Source organism: Paenibacillus dauci, from assembly GCF_000971985.1.
Taxonomy (GTDB): Bacteria; Bacillota; Bacilli; order Paenibacillales; family Paenibacillaceae; genus Saccharibacillus; species Saccharibacillus dauci.
This window is the reverse complement of the sequence record NZ_KQ040800.1, coordinates 39,048-61,122: the sequence shown is the minus strand read 5'-3', so window position 1 is coordinate 61,122 and position 22,075 is coordinate 39,048. Positions and strand designations below refer to the sequence as shown.

Below are 22,075 nucleotides of genomic sequence, written 5' to 3'. Positions count from 1 at the left end.
ATATTAAAACGCTTACAATCAATCGGAAATATAATGTATCATATCACAACCAGATGAAAAAGACCGTCTTTCATCGACGGTCTTTCCTCATCATGTAGTCTATAGGAGCATAGCAGAATAGCATTTCAGGCTTGCGAACTATAGTTGAATTCCCCATCTGGGTAAATGGCTGCAGTTCGAATTCCTCTTTCATACCAATCTGCCCCATTTTAAAAGTTTTAAGAAAGTATGAATTTTTTTATGAAAATAATTCATGAAAATGAATATTTGTCCGATATACTATAAAGATTATAGCGGACGTATATATTCAGCATCAGGCAGACGGAATGGATCTTTTTTATTAATATGATCATAGAACATGACACCATTCAGATGATCATACTCATGCTGGAATACTACAGCAGCAAAGCCTTTCAACTTGAGCTTGAACAGTTGCCCGTCCGGCGTATATGCCTGCACCGTAACTTTCTCATATCTTGGTACATAACCGTCCACTGGACGATCTACAGACAGACACCCTTCACCGCTCTCCAGATAGATCATTGCAGCCGAATGACTGACCAGCTTGGGATTACAGAAGATATATTCCAGCTGACGGTCCTGATCATCGGTAAAATACACAACAAAGACGCGTTTGTTCCATCCAATCTGATTGGCAGAAAGACCTATACCCGCCCGCAGTCCATATTGCTCAGCCGCTTTTTCGTCCTGGGATTTTTTGAGGAACTCCATCATGCGATTGACTTTTGTGCGTTCCTCTTCGGATAAAGGAAGGGTTACCGGATCCGTTACCTCTCGAAGAATCGGATCACCTTCACGTACAATTTCGTCCATGGTTACAAAGGGAAGTGATGAATGGTTCAATAGAATTGGGCCACCTTTTAATTGATATAATTCGCCTGCCCAAGACAATGACAGACTGTGCATAGTTCAACATTTTAAAAAATGATAGCTAAATCGGCGATATTTATATTTAATTATAAAAAAAGTTCAAATTTACGTCAATGACAGCGGTTTTTTGTCTCAATCTGTCGAATTTGCATTGACGTAATACTGGTAACAAATTACTATATTGTTAAGGAAGTTTTAAGAATCTTGCATTTCTTATTTGAATTTTTGCATTTTCTATTTTGGACAACCTGATGTTACATAATGGAATTCTGATAGTTAATCATTTTTCACACTTTTCATCATATCGATAATTAACTAACAGTTTTACCTATATTATTGAGGAGGATTTAACAATTGGAAACGTCTGGTGAAATGCTTAAGAGTTATTTATTACTTGTAGACCGTATGCCGCGGATCATGGAACTACCTACATTGATGCGTCAGCTGAAGTCCAATACGACCGAGATCTTTATTCTACACTTTCTGCTGAACAACGGCAGTCAATATGGTACTGACATCGTCAAGGCAACCGGCCTGACAACAAGTGCTGTAACTCAAATTTGTGACAAACTGGAACAAGAAGAACTGATTGAACGCACCCGCTCCGACCAAGATCGCCGTTATGTGAGTATCTCCATCACCCGCAAGGGCGGAAGAGCTTTGGATAAAATTTTTGGTATCATGGCCAGCAAACTGGTCGAGAATATCCGTGAACTCAATGACGAAGACGCGGATGAGCTACTGCTCCATCTGCGCAGTGTAGAGCATCTTATTCTCAAACGTAAAGAGCTGGTTGCGAAGCAAAGATAATAATGTAATGATGTTATTTTACATTTCACATATACTTTAGCTGCTTAACATATACCTTACCACAAAAAAAGCCCGGCAGGATGATCATCCTGTACCGGGTTTTTTGCTGGTATACGGGTATTTATTTAACTTCGGCCAGGTATTCGGATACCTGTGCTGGTGTTTTGGCAAATTTGCTGTGCAAATGGGCGACTTTCTCCCCATTACGGTACACAAGCAGACTCGGGATACCGCGTACTTCATTTTGCTCGGCCAGATCCTGGAATTTCTCTGCATCCATCGCATAGAAGCGTTTGTCCGGGTTCTGTTCAATGATCCCGCCCATAAAGCGATCCAACGTTCTGCAATCCGGGCACCAGTTCGTATCGAACTTGATAACTGTATATTCTTGTTCACCGATCAATTGCTGGTACTGCTCTGCGGATTCTATTCTTTCCATTAGAGAATCGCTCCTTCCAAATCGATTTATTTGACTGTCCAATCAGCAGCAATGAATGACTGCGATCTTTCCAGCTATCTTAATTTAAAGAATTCTCTGTCTTCATTATCTGCTTTTTAGTTAAATTTGGCAAGGTATCTATTGCAGCAGCCGGATGCTATGACGGGCATACAGCCAGTCCATCATTTCCGGGAATCGGCGGTGAAAAGCCTCTTCGTTATGATCTTCTCCCTCAATCCTCACAAATTGTCGCTGTTCAGGAGGCAGCTCACTGCGCGCCAGAATGGCTGCTGCTTCATCGGTAAGGGATTGCATCATTCGCTGTCGATTGGTCTTGGCTGTGCCTTCCAGAGAGCCGATATCCATATAGATCCGCAGGTGGGGATTCAGCTGGCGCTCTTCCATAAACTCCACGAATCCTTCGTACCAGAGGGAAGCCGACATCGCACCAATGCGGCCGAATACCTCCGGATATACATAGGCGGCGAACAAGGCAACCAGACCGCCGAGTGATTTGCCAACGATGCCGGTGCTTTCCGGGCGCGGGTCAGTATAGAAATTGCGATCGATCCACGGCTTGAGCTCATGGACGATCATATACAGATACTGGCTGGCTCTGCCACCAAAATCATCATATCTTCGTCCTGGCAATAGCTTCTGGGCCGTCCACGGCGTATATTCATGAATCCGGTCATGGGGCATAATGCCGACCAGAATGCATTCAGGTAAAGTTCCGGCTGCAAAGCGTAGCTCCAGATGATACAGATTGGCATTCAGCACAGGGTCATACAGATCGCCACTATCCTGCACATAGACCACCGGCAACGGATAGGCCGCCTGATCATAGGAAGGAGGCAAATAAATCAACAGTTCACGACCGGCATGTCTTTCGGTAAACAGTGTTCCTTTCATGACGACTCTCCTTTTGCATATATGGATATAAACTGAAAGTTGTAAGATACGAATAACGATTACACATAAATCAACATAGACTTTGATAAGACAGTTATACAATAGACAATAGCAGACTCATGAAATGTTATCCTACTTTAATTAAACAGAAGTATTATTCATCCTAGCGACTTGGTCAATTTTTTCCACATATTCATAAAGGAATCAAAACGATCTGCAAGTTTGTATAACCCTTTTTCACTATCTGGATCATCTTGATATAAATGACTCCAGTAATAAACACCCTGTTTTTCTTGATCTTTTCCTAAAAGCAATTTTCCTCCTTCTGCTGTTTCTCCAATAATAAAATACCCTCTAGGTATATCATTCCTAAAAGAATTTCTATATTCCAAGTTATAACGTTCAACCAAACCAATCCCATACATTGCTTTCAGAGGTATAACTTCTTTTAATTCATCCACATTAAAAGTGCAGTAATGAACAATAGGGGTGCCTCCGTTATATTTCAGCAAAAACTCCCTATAATCATTTGAAAATCGAACATGTAGATTATGCTCTAATTGTTCAAGCATATTTTGATTGGTAGCGCCCAGTTTCCTAAGCCAGATTTCTTTTCCCAGTTTTATTTCCTTATAGTAAAATTCATATTCTCTTATAAATTCATGTATATCTTCTTCGGTAGGCTGATACGGACTTAATGCCCATTTTATATAATTAATCTTTGTCACCTGATCTATTTCATCCCAGCGATAAGGTGGATTCTTCAATAAATAAGATAAGGATCGTTCCCATATCCATGACTTCTTTTTTTCTAGCCAGATTGCCCAACTTTGAGATTTGGCAGGATTTTTTTCAGTTTGCTTTGATATTAATTTCTCCAATGTTTGCCAAGCAAGACTAGCACTAAAGGGACTGGCACTGACCCTTACATCATCAGGACTAATACTGAATTTTGCTTCCATCAACATATTATGTAATATCCTTAACTCATTTTCATCATCAATAATAAGATTAGTCTCCATATAAAAATGATTCACCTCAACTCTTCAATATTTATAAAAAGGCAAACAACTTTAATCTTATTTCAAAAATACCAATTTATAATATTTTAATATTGATGTGCTTATTATGCATGAATATATCAAATATTTTTTGAATATTTTATTTACTGGTTCCATATATAGAACCTCATTCTTATTAAACATACCCTTCCGGGATGGCATGCTTCCTAATAACATTTTTTATTTCCCTAATCTTACCAAAAAAATACATCAGCCGACTCCTCAATCGGGAAATCAGCTGATGTATTTACTGTGATCATTTTACTTTCTACCCTACAATCAAATATTAAATACTCAGTACCAGCGCAGTCAGTAGCCCCAGTGAAGCAATCAAGCCAACCATCGGGCCACCTTCTTCATAGGCTTCCGGTGCCATCGTAGAGCACAGCATAGCGATAATGCCGCCGCCGGCAAAGGCGCCGATCCCTGCTTTGATCTCATTGGGCAGCATTTCCAGGAACAGATAACCCAGCATGGAAGCGAGCGAGGATACGATCAATACAGCGATCCACATGCCCCAGATTTTGCCGCGGGAATAATTGCTCTGCTGCATCCCTACGGTACTGGACAGTCCTTCTGGAATATTACTTACAAAAATAGACACGACCAGCACGGCACTGACTCCCTGCCCTGTCAGCAGACTGGCTCCAATCATAATGGATTCGGGAATAGCATCCATCACTGTACCGGCAAAAATACCGAGACCGCTGCCGCCTTTGGATTTGCCTTTTTTGCCATTCGAAGAATCATCTTGTCCGCTGCTATCCTGATCATCTCCTTCTTCAGCCCGGCTGTAATAAGAACGTTTGCGATTCGCACCGCCCCGTGAAGAGATCAGCAAGTCGAATACGGTGTAGACAACAGCCCCGACCAGAAATCCAATCGCTGTAGCGACCAGTCCGCCATCCTCGATCGCATCTTCGAGCAGTTCAAATGAAGCCGCCCCGATCAGCGTACCGGTACCGAATGCCATAATCCAGCCAATAATCTTTTTGGGAATTTTGAAATACATTGCTACCAATGCTCCGAGCAGCACCGCCGAGCCGGCAATGGCTCCCCACATTAACGCACTCCACATATTTTTCGCCTCCTTATGTAACAACTAACCTGTCCCTTATTAACCAGAAATGATAGTCAAAGGAACATTCCTTTATTCTATTATGGACATATTCTTTGCCGACGCAGCACGAACATTACAAAAAAAGCATCTCCCATACATAGGAGATGCTCCAAATGACTACAACTGCCCTGCTTAACGATGCTGGGTATACTGATTGGCAGGACGGATCGAACGGATCAGTCGTACTTCGTCCTCGGTCAATGCTGGAGATGAAGCGGCTTCTACATTATGACGCAGCTGCTCCGAGGAACTCGCTCCCGGAATCACAGCACCAACGGCCGGATGAGACAGCGCATAACGAATTGCCAACTGACTCATGCTGCGCTCCGTTCCGCATAACGGTTCGAGCTGACGACGCAGATCCATAATCTCGGCTCCATCGATACCGAGATAGCCCTTTTGCGCCTTGTCTTCGCGTCCGTCTGCAAGAGCTCCGCTGGCTACCGGGCCACGAACAATAGCGCTGATACCATTCTCTGCCAGCAACGGCAGAACCTCCTCTTCCGGACGACGATCCAGGATGCTGTACTGGCTCATCACGCTGACCAGATGCGAACGCTTCACGTATTCACGAATAACATTGGGACGAATCGAAGAAATGCCATACTGGCGAATCAGTCCTTCGTTTTTCAACTGTTCAAAAGCTTCAATAGCCTCATCGATATTATCGTCCATCGTACCGCCATGCAGCTGATACAGATCGATATAATCGGTTTGTAAGCGGCGCAGACTGTCCTTGACCGCCTCCAGGATATACTCCTTGGACGCGTCCCATAACCAGCCGTCCTGGCCCGGAATACGGCGATTGCCGACTTTGGTAGCGAGTACAACATCGCTCCGGCGGCCTTTGATTGCTTTGCCGACAATTTCTTCGTTGCGTCCCTCATCATATAGGTCTGCTGTATCAAGCAGCGTGACGCCCAGATCGAGCGCTTCGTGCAGCAACGCGATGGCTTTACTCTCTTCGGTGCCGAGCGACATACAGCCCAGTCCAATTTCACCGACTACCAGATCGGTACCTCCCAGTTTGTTCTGTTTCATTATGTGTGCTCCTCTCTTGTATTTTATTTAGTGTATGATACTGCTTCCTAGTGTTTATTCTGTGGTGAGCTCTATTCAACTTCTTATGGAAAATAAGGCAAAACCTATTTCCAGCTGAATCGATCTGCGATGTTCAGGAAGGAGCAATAATATTCTTTACCCGTCCTACCTGGCCGGACGTCAGTCTGACCTTGATTCCGTGCGGATGGTTCGGAGAGTTGGTCAGGATATCCTTGACTACCCCGCGGGTCAGCTTGCCTGTACGTTGATCCTGCTTGAGCACAATATCCACTTCCAGGCCTGCTTTGATATTGGCGCGTGTCTGTCCATTCATAAGTGTGTTTCCTTTCTGCCTGATCGTTGCTTATCGAACGGTGCCGGATTCAGGCTCTTGATCTCTATTCGCTGTGTCTACAGCGTATTTTATAATACTTGGCTGAAATCTACAAAAGTCTGTTGAATGGCATTTGCATGTATATTGCTCTTGTAAGTGATTGCGGGGGTATGACTGTGTGTAGTCCAGCTCCATATCTGTTCCGCTCCGGCAAGGGATAGAGCACGTCCTCCGATTAAGCCTGGAGATCCTTTTATATGGGGGAAGAAATGAGGATCTCCAGGCTTAAAGGTCGTCCTTAGCTCTATTCCCTTGCCTGCGCTCTGTGCAGTGAGTAACTGTTGGCTGGACGGAGTTGTAGGGCAAAGGCTTACGGGCTTACGGGCTTACGGGCTTACGGGCTTACGGGCTTACGGGCTTACGGGCTTACGGGCTTACGGAACAAGTCTACTGAGGGAGTAGAACATTAACTATACAATCTTTAAATTTATTTTATATATGCAGCGATAGAGCATGCGGTATCGCTAAAGCACTATACAGACCAATCCCTTCATCCCAAATCAAATATGTACTTACCCAGAAAGCCGTATAATCAATAAGTTGTTCTCTATAAATAAGCAACCGAAAAGAAGGGACAGACTGCGATAGCAGCTATCCCTTAATAAACCTCATATAGCAAATCAGATTACTCAAGCTGTACTGTTCTCCTTCCAGAAAGATCTATAGTATATCCTCCCTCGTAATGGAAGAAAGGAAATAAGGGCAAAGGACGACTTTGGAGCCCGGGAATCTACAGCTTCTCCTTATCCATAGATTCCTGGGCTCCACCCAAGGACGTGCCCTTATTCCTTTCTGGAATGCATGATCTCACAACAGAAATCCACAGATACATGCCCTATCTCAACAGACCGTTATCCTCTGCTTGCATCACTTCTGATTAGCCGACCAGTCTTCTGCACGCGACTGCAGTCGTTCCAGCAATGCCTTGGCATCCGGTGACTTGCCGTTGGCCGACTCGCTCAGATAACCGTTGACCGCGGGTACAATTTCGCTGTTGTAGAATGGATTGGCTTCGTCCATGAGTGTTGGCTTGGTAATGTCCGCCATCTTCATGGCATTTTTGACATAGCCGTTATTTTCTTCGATAAAGTCTGCTTTTTTCAGTGTCGGCGTATAGTCAAAATTCAGATACGCCCACTTCTGGGTGTCATAGCTCGCCAGGAACTTCATCACTTCCCACGAAGCTTCCGGGTTCTGGGCTTTTTTGGCCATAATAAATGGGTCTACCGCTACCCATCCGGTACCGTCTTTACCGATATTCATGACCGGTACATAACGATCCAGCAGTTCCTTGTCTCCATTGGCACGGAATTCACTCATGATCGTAGTCCCGCTGTTATCCAGTACCATGGCGACATTGTTCTTTTCAAGACCAAAGTTTTCTTCGCCACTACCATTTACAAATGCCGGTGGTGCCAGTTTGGCTGCTTCGCCCATCCATTCCAGCGCTTTGACCATACCCGGTGTATTCAGCGACCATTTGATATCGCCGGGTTTGTCGAGTGTGCCTTCGCCGCCTTTTTCACCAAAATAGTAGCTCAGTGCGACAAAGGTGGACTGGTTAATCGAGTTACCGGAGAACCACAGACCGTACGTCTGCTCGCCGGTTTTAGGATCGGTACCAGTCATTTTTTTGGCTTTCTCCAGAATTTCTTCCGGGGTTGGGACTTCGGACAGTGGCTCTACACCCCAATCGGCGAAGATCTGCTTGTCATAGATGGTGACGCGTTTGCCGAGAATAGCCGGGATTCCGTACTGGTGCTCTCCATCCGGCGAACGTGTGCTGTAAGAGCTATTCCAGATTCCTTCCAGATAGATACCTGGATCAAAAGTCTTGTCCTTCTCGATCAGATCATCCAGATCGCGCAGCAATCCTTCATTATAATACTGGGCAGCAAAAGCTCCGCCGGTATAAATAACATCCACATCACCGGACATCAGCTGAGCACGCTGCTTGGCCTGGGCATTCTCCCACGGCACCTGGGTGATCTCCAGTTTGATATTCGGATACATCTTCTTGAATGTATCGTCGATATACTGGTTAAATCCGGTCGTCTCCTGTCCGGTCACCGGATCGATACCATTCTCCAGCTGCCAGCCCGCCAGGGAAAGACGTACCGTGCCGGATACATCGGACACTTTTTTTACATTTTCCGTACTATACGTCTGCGAACCCGCTTCGCCTTCTGCCGAGGAACTACACGCTGTCAGAATCATCACCAGCAGCACAATACATACCGTTTGCCAATTTCGTCTCATCGGATTACCCCCTTTGTCGGATTTGGTTACTGCTTCAGACCTGTTGTTGCGATACTCTCTACAATATATTTTTGCAGGAACATATACAGCACCAGTACCGGAATCAGACTGATACAGGTTGCAGCCATAATAATCGATGGCATCTGACGGGAACCGTTATTGTAATTGAACATGGCCAGACCGAGCTGAATCGTGTATTTGTCCGGATTATTTAGCGCCAGCAGCGGCCAGATCAATTCATTCCAGACACCCAGGAACTGCAGAATGACCATCGTGGCAAAAATCGGCATACAGAGCGGCAGATAAATCCGAGGGAAGATGCCATATTCACTCGCTCCGTCGATCAGTGCCGCTTCGCGCAGCTCACCCGGCAGTCCGTCAATAAACTGCTTGCACAAGAAAGTCCCAAACGCATAATTCAGTGCCGGCAAAAAGAAAACCCAATATGTATCCAGGAGATGGATCTGGTTAAACAGCATGTACTGCGGAATCATCGTCATTTCAAAAGGAATCATCATCGTACTAAGCGCCAATACCAGCACCATGCCCGCTCCTTTGAAACGGATCTTGGACAGTGCATAACCCGACAGCAGTGCAGAGAACAGACTGATTACAATCACACCGATCGCGACAACAAATGAATTGAGAATATAGCGGATCAGATCGACATTGGTCAGCGCTGCACGGTATGTCCGTAGTGACGGATCTTCCGGCCAAAAACTTGGCGGAAACGGAATATTGAGCCGTGCTCCCCAGTCAAAACTGGTCATAACCATCCAGATAAACGGTAATACCATCGTCACAGAGGCGGCGCAAAGAATGAACATGATCGCAAAGCTGGTGAACTTGCGACTGGTTTGATGTCCCAGCTTTATCGGAGCTTTGGGGAGGGATGGTGCAGTTTTATCCATGTCGTCAGCCTCCTAGTTCAATTGGTTTCTGGCGTTTACCTTGAGGATAACCAGTGTCAGCAGCAGAATGAATACAAACAGCAGATACGACGCTGCCGTTGCAATTCCCAGCTGGGAAGACAAAAAGGCATTGCGGTAAATGTACAGCACCGAAGTCATCAACGCACCGGATGGATTACCGGCACTGCCGCCGATCAGCCATACGTTGGTGAACTGCTTCATTCCGTTAATCACACCCATTACGATCATGAACAGGAAGATCGGACGCAGCGACGGAATCGTAATATACCGCCACTTGCCCAGCGCACTTGCTCCATCGATATCCGCAGCTTCGTACTGTTCACGTGGTACACTTTGCAGCGCAGCCAGGAATATGATCGTGTTGTAGCCCAGTGCACTCCACAGAATCATGAAGACTACACTCAGACGTGCAATCGAAGGATCGGTAAACCAGCCAACCGGATCGATACCGAACCAGTTCAGCGCATAGTTGATCAGACCTTCTTTGCCCGGATGAAACAACAGACTGAACAGAAGACTTGTCGCTACGGCAGAAACTACATTGGGAAGGAAGAAAATCGCCTTGAACAAATTGCGTGTACGCTGCCAGGGCAGATGATGCACCAGGCTCGCCAGAATAAAGGAGAACACAATACCAAGGATGGCCGACAGCCCGCCAATATAGATTGTGTTGTAGAGAGCACCCCAGAACAGATCGTCCTGCAGCACCCTGGAATAGTTGGTCAATCCTACCCACTGCGCAGAGGCAGCGCCATTACCGCGGAAGCTTGTCAGCAGTGCAGAGACCATGGGATACAGGGAGAAACCCAGTACTCCGACGAGCAGCGGCAGGACAAAGCACCAGCCGGCGATATCGGTGGAACGCAGCCATTTTTTGCGGACGGCTGTGGTTTGTTGACCTGTAATGACCTGTGTATTTTCAGACACCATCATCCACCTTCTTTCCTTGAAAGTTTTGTGAGCAGCACCTGTTGTTATAATCATTATAATGAAATAATGATTAATTTCTAGAGTATAGTTCTCTTTTTATGTAATGTAGTTATTAAAATAGTTAATTGGTCTGATCAATAAAATTAATTTTCAGCTGTAAAAATCGAATTTTAGCAGATATCCAACATTCTAATCACCTTTTCATGTCACTTTATATAACAAAAAGAAAGCTACGATATGACTCGTAGCTTCCTTTAGACTAGAATATGAATTGGAAATAGATCCGTATAACCAGCTTTACAGGACTGTTGGCATATTTTTGCTTATTTTCCTGTTTTCACGGAGTTCCATTTATATGAACTTTACAAAACGTACATTCTTAACCTTGTACTGAATCGCCTACTTCTTTGATCATTTCGGATACGGATTGCAGACCGCCACCAGACAAGTACCAGTAGTATGGGTTCAAATAGACAATGTGTCCGTTTTTGTAAGCATTCGTGTTTTTGACCAGTGCATTCTCTACTGTTGCTTTGGCAGAAGACTCTTCACCAATCGCTCTGCCACGGTCTACCACAAACAGGTAGTCCGGATTCTTCTCTGCTACATACTCCGGAGATACACTTTGTCCGTGTGTAGATACTTCGATATTGGGATCAACCGCTTTGAAGCCCAGTACATCGTGAATAAGTCCAAAGCGTGAACCGGCTCCATATGCACTCAGGCTTCCTTCGTTGGCGAGTACAATCAGCGCATTATGATTTGCTTTTTTCACTTTTTCCTGTGTAGCTGTGACTTCATCATTAATAGCAGTCAGCGCTTTGTTGATCTCATCCTGCTTGCCGAAGATTTCACCTATTGTATTCATGTTTTGGGTAAAGGACTTCATGTAATTGTTGGTATCAACGCTCAAGTTGATTGTCGGTGCAATCTTGCTGAACTCTTCATAGGAATCGGCCTGACGACCGGAAATAATGATCAGATCCGGTGCCGCTTCACTGACTTTCTCAAAGTCTGGCTCTTTCAATCCGCCTGCATTAATATACTCGCTATCTGCATATTTTTTCAAATATGGAGGAAGACCATCTTGCGGTAAAGCAACAGGCTTGATCCCTAACTGGTCCATAGTATCCAGGATACCCATATCAAATACAACAACACGCTGCGGGTTTTTCGGTACTTCGACATCTCCTGTCTTTTGAGCGACTTTGACAGTAGCTGCCTGTGCAGTATCGCTTCCTGCGGCTGCCCCGGTCGTCGATCCGGCTTCTTTGCCACAAGCGGCCAGTACCAGAATTGCCAGAATAAGTGTCAGACTCAGTGTCCATTTTTTCATTATAAACTCCCCTTTAGTACGTATATTGGTTCTTGCATAGATACTTTATTCAAATTGAAGCACTGCCATTTGCAGTTTCTTCTGAGCCGTATAGCGGCATGCAGATAGCGGGTTCTTCTATTACTTGTGTAGACAGTTGCGAATTGTGCATCGTTACCTGCTTGTATCGCAGCAGTTTTCCTAGTGTTTCCATACAGATATTAAGCGTAAAATGTACAAATGCGCTGCCCTTCAATCTCCTGGATACCAATCTCCAGATCATAGATGCCGCGCAGTACATCGGTATCGATAATCTCCTCCACACTGCCTTGCTGTACAATCTGGCCATTCTTGAGTGCAACGATCCGATCCGAGTAACAGGAGGCAAAGTTAATATCGTGAATGACCAGCACAATCGTCTTACCCAGTTCCTGTACCATCCGGCGCAGCGTCTGCATAATCTGGACCGAGTGCTTCATATCCAGATTATTAAGCGGCTCATCGAGCAGAATATACTCCGTATCCTGGGCGAGCACCATCGCAATATAGGCACGCTGCTTCTGCCCGCCGCTCAGTTCGTCGAGATACTTGTGCTGCATCTCGGTGAGTCCCATATAGGCAATCGCTTCATCCACATGATGCTCATCTTCCTTTTTCAGCCGGCCCTGTGAATAGGGAAACCGGCCAAAAGCAACCAGTTCGCGAATCGTCAGTCGCAGTTCGATATGGTTGGCCTGTTTGAGAATTGCCAGCGTACGCGCCAGCTCTCTGCTGTCACAGCTGCTAATTTCACGGCCTTCCAGCCATACCTCACCCTGATCTCTCGTAATCAGGCGGCTGATCATGGAGAGCAGGGTACTTTTGCCTGCACCGTTCGGGCCGATAAATGAAGTGATCTGCCCTTTGTTAATGGTCAGGGAGACATCGTCGACCACTTTTTTGCCATTATAGGTTTTGGACAGGTTTTTGACTTCCAGCATGATTTCTCTTCCTTTCATGACCACGTCGATCAGGTTTTCCTGTTCTGCGCAGATTCGTGATGTGATCTTCGGTCCTGCAGCCGTCTATCTCGCGATATTGCCCCGAAGCAGCAAATACAGGAAGTAACTGCCGCCAAAGAAATTCACGATCACACTGAGCGGTGTCGAGAAAGCAAATATCCGCTCCACAATGAACTGCCCACCTACCAGCGTGATAATGGCAATGAGTACAGTGCCTGCAATCAGATAACTGTGCCGATAGGTCGGCAGGAACTCTCGCGCCAGATTGACCACGAGCAGTCCAAGGAACAGAATCGGTCCAACCAATGCTGTCGAGATCGACACCAGTACCGCTACTGCCAGCAGTAATCGTTTGACGACACGGTCATAATCAATGCCCAGATTGACCGCATGATCCTTGCCCAGTGCCAGTACATTAAAGTACTTGATATACGGATACACATATACGAAGACCGCTACCGTACCAATCAGGGCGAGCCAGAGCAGATCCGTATTGACCTTGTTGAAGCTGGCAAACAGCTTGTTCTGCAAAATCAGGAATTCATTCGGATCAATCAGCACCTGCATAAAGGTCGAAAGACTGGAGAAGAAACTGCCCAGGATCATACCGATCAGCAGCAGAAAATAGATATTCTGATTCTCCCGCCGGAACATCAGCCGGTACAGCACTCCGGAAAAGGCGATCATCCCGATCACACAGAGCAGGAAGTTCACATTCGCATTCTGCATAAACAGACTCGATGTTCCAAACACAAAAGCAATCACCGACTGGATAAACACATACAGCGAATCCAGTCCCATCACACTCGGCGTCAGAATCCGGTTATTCGTAATCGTCTGAAAAATAACCGAGGCAAATGCAATCGTTATACCGGTCAGTACAATCGCCGTAATCTTGGCTCCCCGCCGGGGAAGTACATAATCCAGATTGACCGGATTCAGCTTGACCAGCAAAAACAGGGCGATTAATACAAGCGAGGCTCCGGTCATCCACCAGATTTTAGCTTGAAGCCGCATATGCATCTCTCCTTAACAACAGATAGAGGAAAATGCCGCTGCCAATGACACCCACCATCACCCCGATCGGAATCTCATAAGGGTAAATAATAATTCGTCCCAGCACATCGCACAGCAGTACAAAGCTCGCTCCAAGCAACGCGGTATGCATCAGACTTTTCTTGAGATGATCGCCGCGATAAATACTGACGATATTCGGGATGATCAATCCAAGATAAGGTATCGAGCCGACCGTCAATACAACCGATGCCGAGATCAGTGAGACGATGATCAGCCCGAGTGTGACTACCCTTTTATAATTCAGTCCCAGATTGGTGGCAAAATCCTCTCCCATACCTGCCAGCGTAAACCGATTGGCATAGATATACGCGATAATGACGAGCGGCACGCTGATATACAGCAGCTCGTATCGTCCCTGCAGTACCAGCGAGAAGTTGCCCTGCAGCCAGGAAGAAATATTCTGTACCAGATCGTACCGATAGGCAAAATAAGTCGCTATCGAGCTGACCACATTACCGAGCATTAGCCCTACAAGCGGGATAAACACCGTATCTTTGAACTTGATCCGATTCAGTACTTGCATAAACAAGAAAGTACCACCCAGAGCAAATACAAAAGCAATACTCATCTTGATCAGTGGTGCTGCCGCTGCGAATAGCATCATCGAGACCAGGATCCCGAGTCGTGTCCATTCAATCGTTCCTGCTGTCGTCGGAGAGACAAATTTGTTGCGGCTGAGCTGCTGCATGATCAGTCCGGCTATACTCATGCAGGCACCGGCGATAATAATACTGATCAGTCTCGGGATCCGGCTGATCCAGAATACCTGCTGTTGCTCGGCTGTCCAGCTGAACATTTCCCATGGACGAAGATCCTTAACCCCTACGAACAAAGAGCTGATCGCCAGAAGAGCAAATAGTATAAGAAGTGTTCTTAATTTCATATGCAGATATAGTCCTGTAAAAAGGCGATATACGTGTCTGTATGCTCCTTTTTAAGGTAATCCTCCCTCCTGATACCTGACCTGTTATGTAATATGGATTTTTTTACATTCGATAATGATATTCATTATCAATAGATTACAAAGTATCATTGTAGCTACTTATCTATCATTGATCAACCTTTTTTTGATAATCATTATCATTAAGATCATTAAAAAAGCCATTCGGTGACATCGAATACGGTTTCTCGATGCCTCGAATGGCTTGTTATGCAGCGCTATAAACAGCTTATTTGTATTTTTTCCAATCCTGCTTGCTGTTCTCCAGCAGATACTCAAAATCATTATCTTTGCGCTTCTGCTCGGCTTTGCGGGCTTCTTCCGCCTTTTGACGCTCCTGCTCCTGGCGCTGCTGTTCTTCTTCGCGCATCTCGTTGGCCTGGGCTTTGAGCTTATCGAGTACATCTGAACTCAACAGATCTTTGAGTGTAGCCGGTTTATCCTGTGCTGCTGCCGGTCTTGCCGGAGCTTTATTTTTCTTGGCCATCTTGTATTCCCCCGTTATCCAGAGTTGGAATATCAGCCGCATCCGGTCATGTATGATTATTGATCCGTAAAGGCTGGCATTCATTATATTATATCATTTCCCGGTGATGCCAGTGAAGGGGCAGGCCAATTTTATACTTGTCCCTTATGCCTACGTTACCAGTTTCTTTTTGTGGTAATTTCACGGCTGTTTATTGGGCTTGCTTCCTGTCACACAGCTGTTTATACTACGTCTGCTTCCAAGATAGTGATTTGTATGATAGAAGCTGCTTGTATTTATCGAGGACGTCTCTAGTGTTTAGTCATTCTCTTCCTCTGTTTCCTCGGGTTCATAGGGCTGTACTTCAATCTCTCGGATATGGTGCTGATCCATCCGTGTGACTGTAAATTCATAATGTTCTTCCACAACCGATTGACCTTCGCGAATATTGAATTTGCGTGACAGAATCCAGCCACCGATGGTATAGGCTTCGCCTGCTTCAATATCCGTACCGAGGCGGCGGTTGACTTCATGAATCAAAGCTTGCGGCTGCAGTTTGTAATGCTTGTCGCCCAGCTTGCTGATCGCTGGCGTGGACAGCGGCTCAATATCCGATTTGGAAGGAATATCGCCGACGATTTCTTCCAGGATATCTTCCAGTGTAACCATACCTGCTGTACCGCCATACTCATCCAGCAGAACAGCCATATGAATATTTTCCTTTTGCATCTGTCCGAGCAGTTCACGTGCCGGGACCGTCTCGATCAGCTGCAGCACAGGACGAATAAAAGGAGCTATCGGATCGGTTGGCGCATGTGGCCGGTTCACTGCATCACGCAGTACTTCCTTCACATTGAGCAGACCGATAATCCGGTCTTTGTCTCCGCCAAGCGCTACCGGAATCAGGCTGTACGGCTCTTCGCGGATAATATCGTAAAATTGAGCCAGAGAGGCATCCTGTGCAATATAGATAATCTCCGTACGCGGTACCATAATTTCACTGCCGACCAGTTCATCAAAATCAAATACATTGTTCAGATAACGATATTCGGTTGGCGTGATGCTACCGCTTTTGTATCCTTCCGAGAGGGCAAATCGCAGCTCTGCTTCGCTTTGTGCTACCTCCTGTTCGGACAGCGGCTTTACTCCGAACAGTCCAGTGATTAGGCGAGCCGAACGGCTGAGCACCCAGTTAAACGGAAAGGTGATTTTGTAGAAAATAATCATCGGACGGGCAAAAAACAGTGCCATCGGTTCAGCCACCTGAATCGCAAATGATTTGGGCACTAGCTCCCCAATAACGACTTCAAAATACGTCATCAGCAGGAACGCGATCAGGAAAGACAGTACCGACGTGAGAGATGCCGGGATCTGCAGCCAGACGAACAGCGGATGCAGCAGTTCCTCGATCGTCGACTCCCCGAGCCAGCCGAGTGCCAGCGATGTGAGCGTAGTGCCCAGCTGACAGGCAGACAGGAATTCGTCCAGCTTGGAAATAATATACTGTACGGCTTTGGCATTTTTGTTGCCTTCTTCTGCCAGCTGATTAATCCGCGAGATCCGCACCCGAATAATTGAATATTCCGATGCGACAAAAAAGGATGTGAGCAGAATAAGTAAAATCACGATCATGACATTGAGTGTTTCCATAGGCGGGGTGGTGCCTCCTTTTCCATTGACGATAGCGGGTACATGTACCTTCCACGTATATGTATATTGATTATATGTATGCTTTTGCATTCACTGAATACCATTACCCAAAATTACCGACTCTGTTTTCGTGAATGTGCTGCCGAATGGGTAAACGTCAAAAAAAGCTGCCGATTGGGCAGCTTTTCAGTATGGCTTGTACACTATAGGAAATGTCTGATCGAGATGCTGATATGTACATTGTGCTGACAGCAGCTCCGCCATTCTACGATCTGCGAGTGTAACATGGCGGAGCTGCTGTCGTCGGATGTATTACCATTCTTTTTTGCGTTCAAGCAGCATCCAGGCGCCGCCCAGTACGAGTGCAATAGCAACCAGCGGCTGAACAAATATAAGTCGTGACAACAATGAATCAATCGAGAATACGGCGAAAAAGAGCAGCGACAGTACAGTCAGAATATTGATTGGAATCAGCAGCCATTTGTTACGCGAACCGAACCAGTATAGTTGGAACAGCCCTATAGCTACCGCTAGAATAAAGCCCGGCCACATATAACTCCAGATACCAAACATCTGTGCCAGCTGGCTCACCGCTCCGGCTGTCAGCAGTATACCTCCCGGCACCAACAGTCCGACTCCTTTGGGCCCAACCAGTGAAAAATACATCCACTGAAACAGCAGGCCAAGCGGTATAACGAACAGCGTCGGCCAGAATGTCGCAAAAATCTCGCCCGCTCCGCCAGAACCTCCCGGATTCAAAAACAGATACACGCCCAGCAGCAGCAACACCGGCGCAAGAATCGCCCTTTTGATCATATTATTTCTCCCCTTTATCCTTATGGTATACCTGAGTATATCCAGCATACCATGAGATTATACGAATTGACCTCAGCCTCTGGATGATTTTGCACCTGGACTTTGGTCGGGGAATAAAAAAGCTACCAAGATCCTAATGCATGGATTCATGGTAGCTTTTTATTTCAATATTCAATAACGAGTATATTATTTAGAACCTTTGTTATCTTATTTGTCGTAACTATTCACTTCAAAAGTTACGATTTTATCGTAAATGATGTAATCTTTACGACTGCTGAAAGGTCCTTTATTATTGCTGTGCTTGTCGATTGCAAAAGTAATAGCACCTGAACCGGTAGCGCGTTGTTCATACCAGGCAATGAAAGCTTTGACCTCGCTCATTGAAAGATCATATTCTTTTTCTACACCTGTATTTAATACGATGGTCAATAATGCTCTTGAACCTGTTACTTCTCCACCGTCATTATCTCCTGGCGTTGGAGTTTCTGTACCAAGGCTTGCTGATACTTCATTGGAAGTTGCAACATTCTGATTGCTGCCATTTTGTGCCACTACAATGTAGTAATAAGTTGTTCCAGATTTAATATCTTTATCCACATATTCAAGCGCTGGAGAATCAACCGTATTTAGTACTTCATAAGGCCCACCCTCTTGCGTACCACGTTTAATGATATATTTGGAAGCACCATTTACTGCATTCCATGATAGAGTTATATTTTGTTTATCTGCTGTAGCTGTAAGTTTTAAGTCTTGTACAGGTGTCTCACCGTAGTCTTTACCAAATACATTCCATTCAAAAATCGAGTTCCCTGTAGGACTAGTTTTAAGAACAGCTTTCTTTACATTTTGGGCAACTGTAGGCAATGATTCTATTGTATCGTTTGCTACTGGAGTATATGAAAGTATTAAATTATCTTTAGCATCGTAAAATTCTATCTTAGTATTACGAGTAAGTGTAGCGTTAACAATAACCGAATTTATTTCTTTTGGCTGATCAAAAATATACCAAAGCATACTATCAACAGACATCTCAGCTTTACTATTTACATTATTATCAGTAGCTCCTGCAACAGATGTGTTTGTCGGGCTTGTAAAAACAGTACCTGCATTTAGGAGTTTATCATCGAGCAATCCATTAGTATATTTAGTTGCATTTGGTCTGAGAACGACCTGAGCAGAATTCCCACTTTCTCCTGCTTCATTAACTGCCGATACAACATAGTATTACGTAGTTCCGTTAACAACGTTTTTATCAGTAAAGGTTAGTCCCTTAATTCCTTCAGCTATTACAGAGTAAGGCCCACCTTCAGACGTAGAGCGCTTAACATTATAGCTTCTTGCTCCTTTATTATTCCAATACAAATTAACAACTTTATCTCCACCATAAGTACGAGTGATTGTCGGCACTGATGGTGCAGCCGCTGGAGTAGTAAATACGTTCCACTCATAAATTGTATTTCCAGAAGGACTTGTTTTAAGTATAACGTTCTTTATATTTTTAGCTGATACCGGTAATGACTCTACTCCATCATTTGCTATTGGAGTATATGACAATACAAGATTGTCCTTGTCATCATAAAACTCTACTTTTACATTATTAATGATAGTAGCATTAACAATGAGTGAATTTATTTCTTGAGGTTGGTCAAAAGTGTACCATAGCATACTACTAGCTGCCATATCCGCTTTGCTATTTACATTACCATCAGTTGCTCCTACGACTGATGTACTTGTCGGACTCGTAAAATTAGTACCTGAACTTAAAGGTTTATTATCAAGTAACCCACCAGTGTATTTACTTGCTGCATGGATACTATCCATTGATAACATTTGTATTATCAAAATAGACACTATGCTTAACATTAACATTAACATTAACGACTTTTTACCCACTCAATAACCACTCCTAATTACCTATTTAATTTCCTATCTAAATATACATAAATTGATACATTTTTGCTAGTCTTTATTTAAATTCATAGAATTACCTTAAAAAAGTCTATTTTTAGCATTTAATAAATATATTTATTCAATAAAAAAGCAAGATACTAGGTATTTAAACCCAATATCTTGCTTTTGATTATATTTAACATTTTATACCGCAAACTCACTGCTTGCTTCCGCATCGGAAGGCACTACCGCATCATGCAGCTGGGCTTCCAGCTCATCGGTATAGCGGCGTTTCTGATCGGCATTCCAGTTCAAGCGTCTTGCCATATACTCGATAACCGGCTGTTTCCACTCTTGTACCCAGGCGATATTGAAGAACAAAGCACCCGTACGGCGGATAAAGAAATCGACCGGCTTGGCTGTCATTTCTTCTTCCATCGCGTATACGAGACGTACACGCACATCCGCTGGCAGACCGAGTTCTTCGGCAATGGCATCCTGCTGATTCACACGAGCGAACAACTGGGTCACATTGGAGCCATAGAAACCAGCCAGCTTCTCTGCCTGCTCGCGAGTCAATCCTACATTGGCCCCGGCATCGGCATGCTGACGGATAAAGGCTGGCAGACCTGCCGAGCCGCCTACATCGCCACCGGAGATTGCCATGTGCTTGGTTTGGGAAGCCTTGAAGGTTTGACCGGTTTCTTTTTGCAGCAGTTCGGCTGCCAGGTCAACGACCATCTCAGCCATTTTGCGGTAACCGGTCAGCTTGCCGCCAGCGATCGTGATCAGGCCACTGTCGGACTGCCAGATCTCATCTTTACGGGAAATCTCGGACGGGGATTTGCCGTCTTCATGAATTAGCGGACGTACTCCTGCCCAGCTGGACTCCACATCTTCGGCAGTCACTTTGACAGTCGGGAACATGTAGTTGATCGCTTTGATTACATAATCACGATCGGCTGTGGTCATACGCGGGTGGATCGGATCGGCTTTGTAGACCGTATCGGTCGTACCCACATAGGTTTTGCCATCTCTTGGAATCGCGAATACCATCCGTCCATCCGGTGTATCAAAGTAAACCGCCTGCTCCAGCGGGAAGCGTTCATGGTCGATGACCAGATGAATCCCTTTGGTCATTTGCAGGGTTTTGCCTTTTTTGGAGTTATCGATTTTACGCAGGGTATCGACCCATGGTCCTGCTGCATTAATCACTTTGCGTGCGAAGATTTTGTATTCTTTGCCGCTGATGGTGTCTTTGACTTTAACGCCTTTGAGCTTGCCATCTTCATAAATGAAATCAACAGCTTTGGTATAGTTGGCAGCCATTGCTCCGCGCTTGACCGCTTCCTTGATCACTTCAATCGTCAGGCGTGCATCGTCGGTGCGGTACTCGACATAATAACCGCCGCCTTTGAGTCCATCCTGCTTCACCAGAGGTTCCTTGTTCAGCGTCTCCTGGGCACTCAGCATTTTGCGTCGCTCACTGCTTTTGACGCCAGCGAGGAAATCATATACCCGCAAACCAATCGATGTACTGAAACTGCCGAATGTGCCGCCCTGGTGGAAAGGAAGCAGCATCCACTCCGGTGTCGTCACATGGGGTCCATTCTCATAGACGATCGCGCGCTCTTTGCCGACTTCGGCAACCATTTTCACTTCGAATTGCTTCAGATAACGCAGTCCACCATGCACCAGCTTGGTAGAACGGCTCGATGTTCCGGCTGCAAAGTCCTGCATCTCGACCAATCCAATCTTCATACCGCGGGTCACAGCATCCAGTGCAATCCCCGATCCGGTAATTCCGCCTCCGATTACCAGTACATCCAGTGGCTCCTGACTCATTTTCTGTAATACGGTTGCTCGTTCCTGTGCTGCAAACATCGTGTTCATTATTATTTCCTCCCTGTGATAAGTTCATTTGTATGTGGCTGTTCAGCCGATTAAATTTCTATATTATTCCAGTTAAAACCACAAAAAAGAGACCACGAACATTACACATAAACGGCTGCTGCCGCGTGTATTCGTGGTCTCTCCAAAGTCTAATGACGAATTTATTAACTTGTAATCCGATTATAACATACCGCACTGTACTCAGGCAAAGAAAACGTTTAAATTTTATAATTATTTT

21 protein-coding genes are annotated in these 22,075 nt (G+C 45.2%); 1 reads left to right on the top strand and 20 read right to left on the bottom strand.

Annotated features, from left to right (window positions below; all coding sequences use genetic code 11):
* Window positions 1-288: 288 nt before the first annotated feature.
* Window positions 289-864 carry a peptide deformylase gene (gene def / locus WH46_RS05695; protein ID WP_231584300.1) on the bottom strand — a complete coding sequence of 192 codons (576 nt, stop codon included), beginning with the start codon at window positions 862-864 and terminating at the stop codon, window positions 289-291.
* Window positions 865-1,245: 381 nt separating this feature from the next.
* On the opposite strand from def, the gene WH46_RS23280 reads away from it, so the two are divergent.
* Complete coding sequence (locus tag WH46_RS23280) at window positions 1,246-1,701, top strand: MarR family winged helix-turn-helix transcriptional regulator (protein ID WP_017814254.1); 456 nt, start codon at window positions 1,246-1,248, stop codon at window positions 1,699-1,701.
* Window positions 1,702-1,822: 121 nt separating this feature from the next.
* On the opposite strand, the gene WH46_RS05685 is transcribed toward WH46_RS23280, so the two are convergent.
* The 19 genes from WH46_RS05685 to WH46_RS05600 form a co-directional block, all read right to left on the bottom strand.
* On the bottom strand, window positions 1,823-2,140 hold the full coding sequence (locus WH46_RS05685; protein ID WP_046226053.1) for a thioredoxin family protein: 318 nt from the start codon (window positions 2,138-2,140) through the stop codon (window positions 1,823-1,825).
* Window positions 2,141-2,278: 138 nt separating this feature from the next.
* Complete coding sequence (locus WH46_RS05680; RefSeq protein ID WP_046226052.1) at window positions 2,279-3,052, bottom strand: alpha/beta hydrolase; 774 nt, start codon at window positions 3,050-3,052, stop codon at window positions 2,279-2,281.
* A gap of 158 nt (window positions 3,053-3,210) precedes the next feature.
* The gene (locus WH46_RS23275; protein ID WP_052714131.1) at window positions 3,211-4,074 is read right to left on the bottom strand and encodes an SMI1/KNR4 family protein; all 864 of its coding nucleotides are present in this window, start codon (window positions 4,072-4,074) and stop codon (window positions 3,211-3,213) included.
* Between the two features lie 325 nt (window positions 4,075-4,399).
* The gene (locus tag WH46_RS05670) at window positions 4,400-5,191 is read right to left on the bottom strand and encodes a ZIP family metal transporter (protein WP_017814250.1); all 792 of its coding nucleotides are present in this window, start codon (window positions 5,189-5,191) and stop codon (window positions 4,400-4,402) included.
* Between the two features lie 174 nt (window positions 5,192-5,365).
* Window positions 5,366-6,274 (bottom strand): aldo/keto reductase, encoded by a 909-nt coding sequence (locus WH46_RS05665; RefSeq protein ID WP_046226051.1) that lies wholly within the window; start codon window positions 6,272-6,274, stop codon window positions 5,366-5,368.
* A 133-nt stretch (window positions 6,275-6,407) separates the two neighbouring features.
* The gene (locus WH46_RS05660; protein ID WP_017814248.1) at window positions 6,408-6,608 is read right to left on the bottom strand and encodes a YwbE family protein; all 201 of its coding nucleotides are present in this window, start codon (window positions 6,606-6,608) and stop codon (window positions 6,408-6,410) included.
* A 927-nt stretch (window positions 6,609-7,535) separates the two neighbouring features.
* On the bottom strand, window positions 7,536-8,927 hold the full coding sequence (locus WH46_RS05655) for an ABC transporter substrate-binding protein (RefSeq protein WP_017814246.1): 1,392 nt from the start codon (window positions 8,925-8,927) through the stop codon (window positions 7,536-7,538).
* Window positions 8,928-8,953: 26 nt separating this feature from the next.
* Window positions 8,954-9,838, bottom strand: a complete 885-nt coding sequence (locus WH46_RS05650) for a carbohydrate ABC transporter permease (RefSeq protein ID WP_017814245.1) — start codon at window positions 9,836-9,838, stop codon at window positions 8,954-8,956.
* 12 nt (window positions 9,839-9,850) lie between these two features.
* Window positions 9,851-10,792 (bottom strand): carbohydrate ABC transporter permease, encoded by a 942-nt coding sequence (locus tag WH46_RS05645; protein ID WP_017814244.1) that lies wholly within the window; start codon window positions 10,790-10,792, stop codon window positions 9,851-9,853.
* Between the two features lie 376 nt (window positions 10,793-11,168).
* On the bottom strand, window positions 11,169-12,125 hold the full coding sequence (locus WH46_RS05640) for a siderophore ABC transporter substrate-binding protein (protein WP_046226050.1): 957 nt from the start codon (window positions 12,123-12,125) through the stop codon (window positions 11,169-11,171).
* A 200-nt stretch (window positions 12,126-12,325) separates the two neighbouring features.
* A complete protein-coding gene (locus WH46_RS05635) occupies window positions 12,326-13,084 on the bottom strand; it encodes an iron ABC transporter ATP-binding protein (protein WP_046226049.1) in 759 nt (252 codons plus the stop codon).
* A gap of 84 nt (window positions 13,085-13,168) precedes the next feature.
* Window positions 13,169-14,122 (bottom strand): iron chelate uptake ABC transporter family permease subunit, encoded by a 954-nt coding sequence (locus WH46_RS05630; RefSeq protein WP_046226048.1) that lies wholly within the window; start codon window positions 14,120-14,122, stop codon window positions 13,169-13,171.
* Entirely contained in the window at window positions 14,106-15,065 is a 960-nt protein-coding gene (locus tag WH46_RS05625) for an ABC transporter permease (protein WP_046226047.1), read from the bottom strand. The genes WH46_RS05630 and WH46_RS05625 overlap by 17 nt, the downstream gene beginning before the upstream one ends.
* Before the next feature lie 286 nt (window positions 15,066-15,351).
* Window positions 15,352-15,609, bottom strand: coding sequence for a YqkE family protein (locus WH46_RS05620; RefSeq protein WP_046226046.1), 258 nt, complete (start codon window positions 15,607-15,609; stop codon window positions 15,352-15,354).
* A 297-nt stretch (window positions 15,610-15,906) separates the two neighbouring features.
* Window positions 15,907-17,238 carry a hemolysin family protein gene (locus WH46_RS05615; protein WP_046226045.1) on the bottom strand — a complete coding sequence of 444 codons (1,332 nt, stop codon included), beginning with the start codon at window positions 17,236-17,238 and terminating at the stop codon, window positions 15,907-15,909.
* Between the two features lie 312 nt (window positions 17,239-17,550).
* Window positions 17,551-18,054 carry a hypothetical protein gene (locus tag WH46_RS05610; protein ID WP_046226044.1) on the bottom strand — a complete coding sequence of 168 codons (504 nt, stop codon included), beginning with the start codon at window positions 18,052-18,054 and terminating at the stop codon, window positions 17,551-17,553.
* A gap of 207 nt (window positions 18,055-18,261) precedes the next feature.
* Entirely contained in the window at window positions 18,262-19,185 is a 924-nt protein-coding gene (locus WH46_RS23765; RefSeq protein WP_156172225.1) for a fibronectin type III domain-containing protein, read from the bottom strand.
* A 93-nt stretch (window positions 19,186-19,278) separates the two neighbouring features.
* Window positions 19,279-19,947: a hypothetical protein gene (locus WH46_RS23760; RefSeq protein ID WP_082208318.1), complete on the bottom strand. Its 669-nt coding sequence runs from the start codon at window positions 19,945-19,947 to the stop codon at window positions 19,279-19,281.
* A gap of 201 nt (window positions 19,948-20,148) precedes the next feature.
* Window positions 20,149-21,828, bottom strand: coding sequence for a glycerol-3-phosphate dehydrogenase/oxidase (locus tag WH46_RS05600; protein WP_407944400.1), 1,680 nt, complete (start codon window positions 21,826-21,828; stop codon window positions 20,149-20,151).
* Window positions 21,829-22,075: the final 247 nt, after the last annotated feature.

Bases quoted from the DNA above. Each gene is read 5' to 3' on its own strand.
- WH46_RS05685 (WP_046226053.1), bottom strand. From the start codon at position 2,140: ATGGAAAGAATAGAATCCGCAGAGCAGTACCAGCAATTGATCGGTGAA.
- WH46_RS05680 (WP_046226052.1), bottom strand. From the start codon at position 3,052: ATGAAAGGAACACTGTTTACCGAAAGACATGCCGGTCGTGAACTGTTG.
- WH46_RS23275 (WP_052714131.1), bottom strand. From the start codon at position 4,074: ATGGAGACTAATCTTATTATTGATGATGAAAATGAGTTAAGGATATTA.
- WH46_RS05670 (WP_017814250.1), bottom strand. From the start codon at position 5,191: ATGTGGAGTGCGTTAATGTGGGGAGCCATTGCCGGCTCGGCGGTGCTG.
- WH46_RS05665 (WP_046226051.1), bottom strand. From the start codon at position 6,274: ATGAAACAGAACAAACTGGGAGGTACCGATCTGGTAGTCGGTGAAATT.
- WH46_RS05660 (WP_017814248.1), bottom strand. From the start codon at position 6,608: ATGAATGGACAGACACGCGCCAATATCAAAGCAGGCCTGGAAGTGGAT.
- WH46_RS05655 (WP_017814246.1), bottom strand. From the start codon at position 8,927: ATGAGACGAAATTGGCAAACGGTATGTATTGTGCTGCTGGTGATGATT.
- WH46_RS05650 (WP_017814245.1), bottom strand. From the start codon at position 9,838: ATGGATAAAACTGCACCATCCCTCCCCAAAGCTCCGATAAAGCTGGGA.
- WH46_RS05645 (WP_017814244.1), bottom strand. From the start codon at position 10,792: ATGATGGTGTCTGAAAATACACAGGTCATTACAGGTCAACAAACCACA.
- WH46_RS05640 (WP_046226050.1), bottom strand. From the start codon at position 12,125: ATGAAAAAATGGACACTGAGTCTGACACTTATTCTGGCAATTCTGGTA.
- WH46_RS05635 (WP_046226049.1), bottom strand. From the start codon at position 13,084: ATGCTGGAAGTCAAAAACCTGTCCAAAACCTATAATGGCAAAAAAGTG.
- WH46_RS05630 (WP_046226048.1), bottom strand. From the start codon at position 14,122: ATGCGGCTTCAAGCTAAAATCTGGTGGATGACCGGAGCCTCGCTTGTA.
- WH46_RS05625 (WP_046226047.1), bottom strand. From the start codon at position 15,065: ATGAAATTAAGAACACTTCTTATACTATTTGCTCTTCTGGCGATCAGC.
- WH46_RS05620 (WP_046226046.1), bottom strand. From the start codon at position 15,609: ATGGCCAAGAAAAATAAAGCTCCGGCAAGACCGGCAGCAGCACAGGAT.
- WH46_RS05615 (WP_046226045.1), bottom strand. From the start codon at position 17,238: ATGGAAACACTCAATGTCATGATCGTGATTTTACTTATTCTGCTCACA.
- WH46_RS05610 (WP_046226044.1), bottom strand. From the start codon at position 18,054: ATGATCAAAAGGGCGATTCTTGCGCCGGTGTTGCTGCTGCTGGGCGTG.
- WH46_RS05600 (WP_407944400.1), bottom strand. From the start codon at position 21,828: ATGTTTGCAGCACAGGAACGAGCAACCGTATTACAGAAAATGAGTCAG.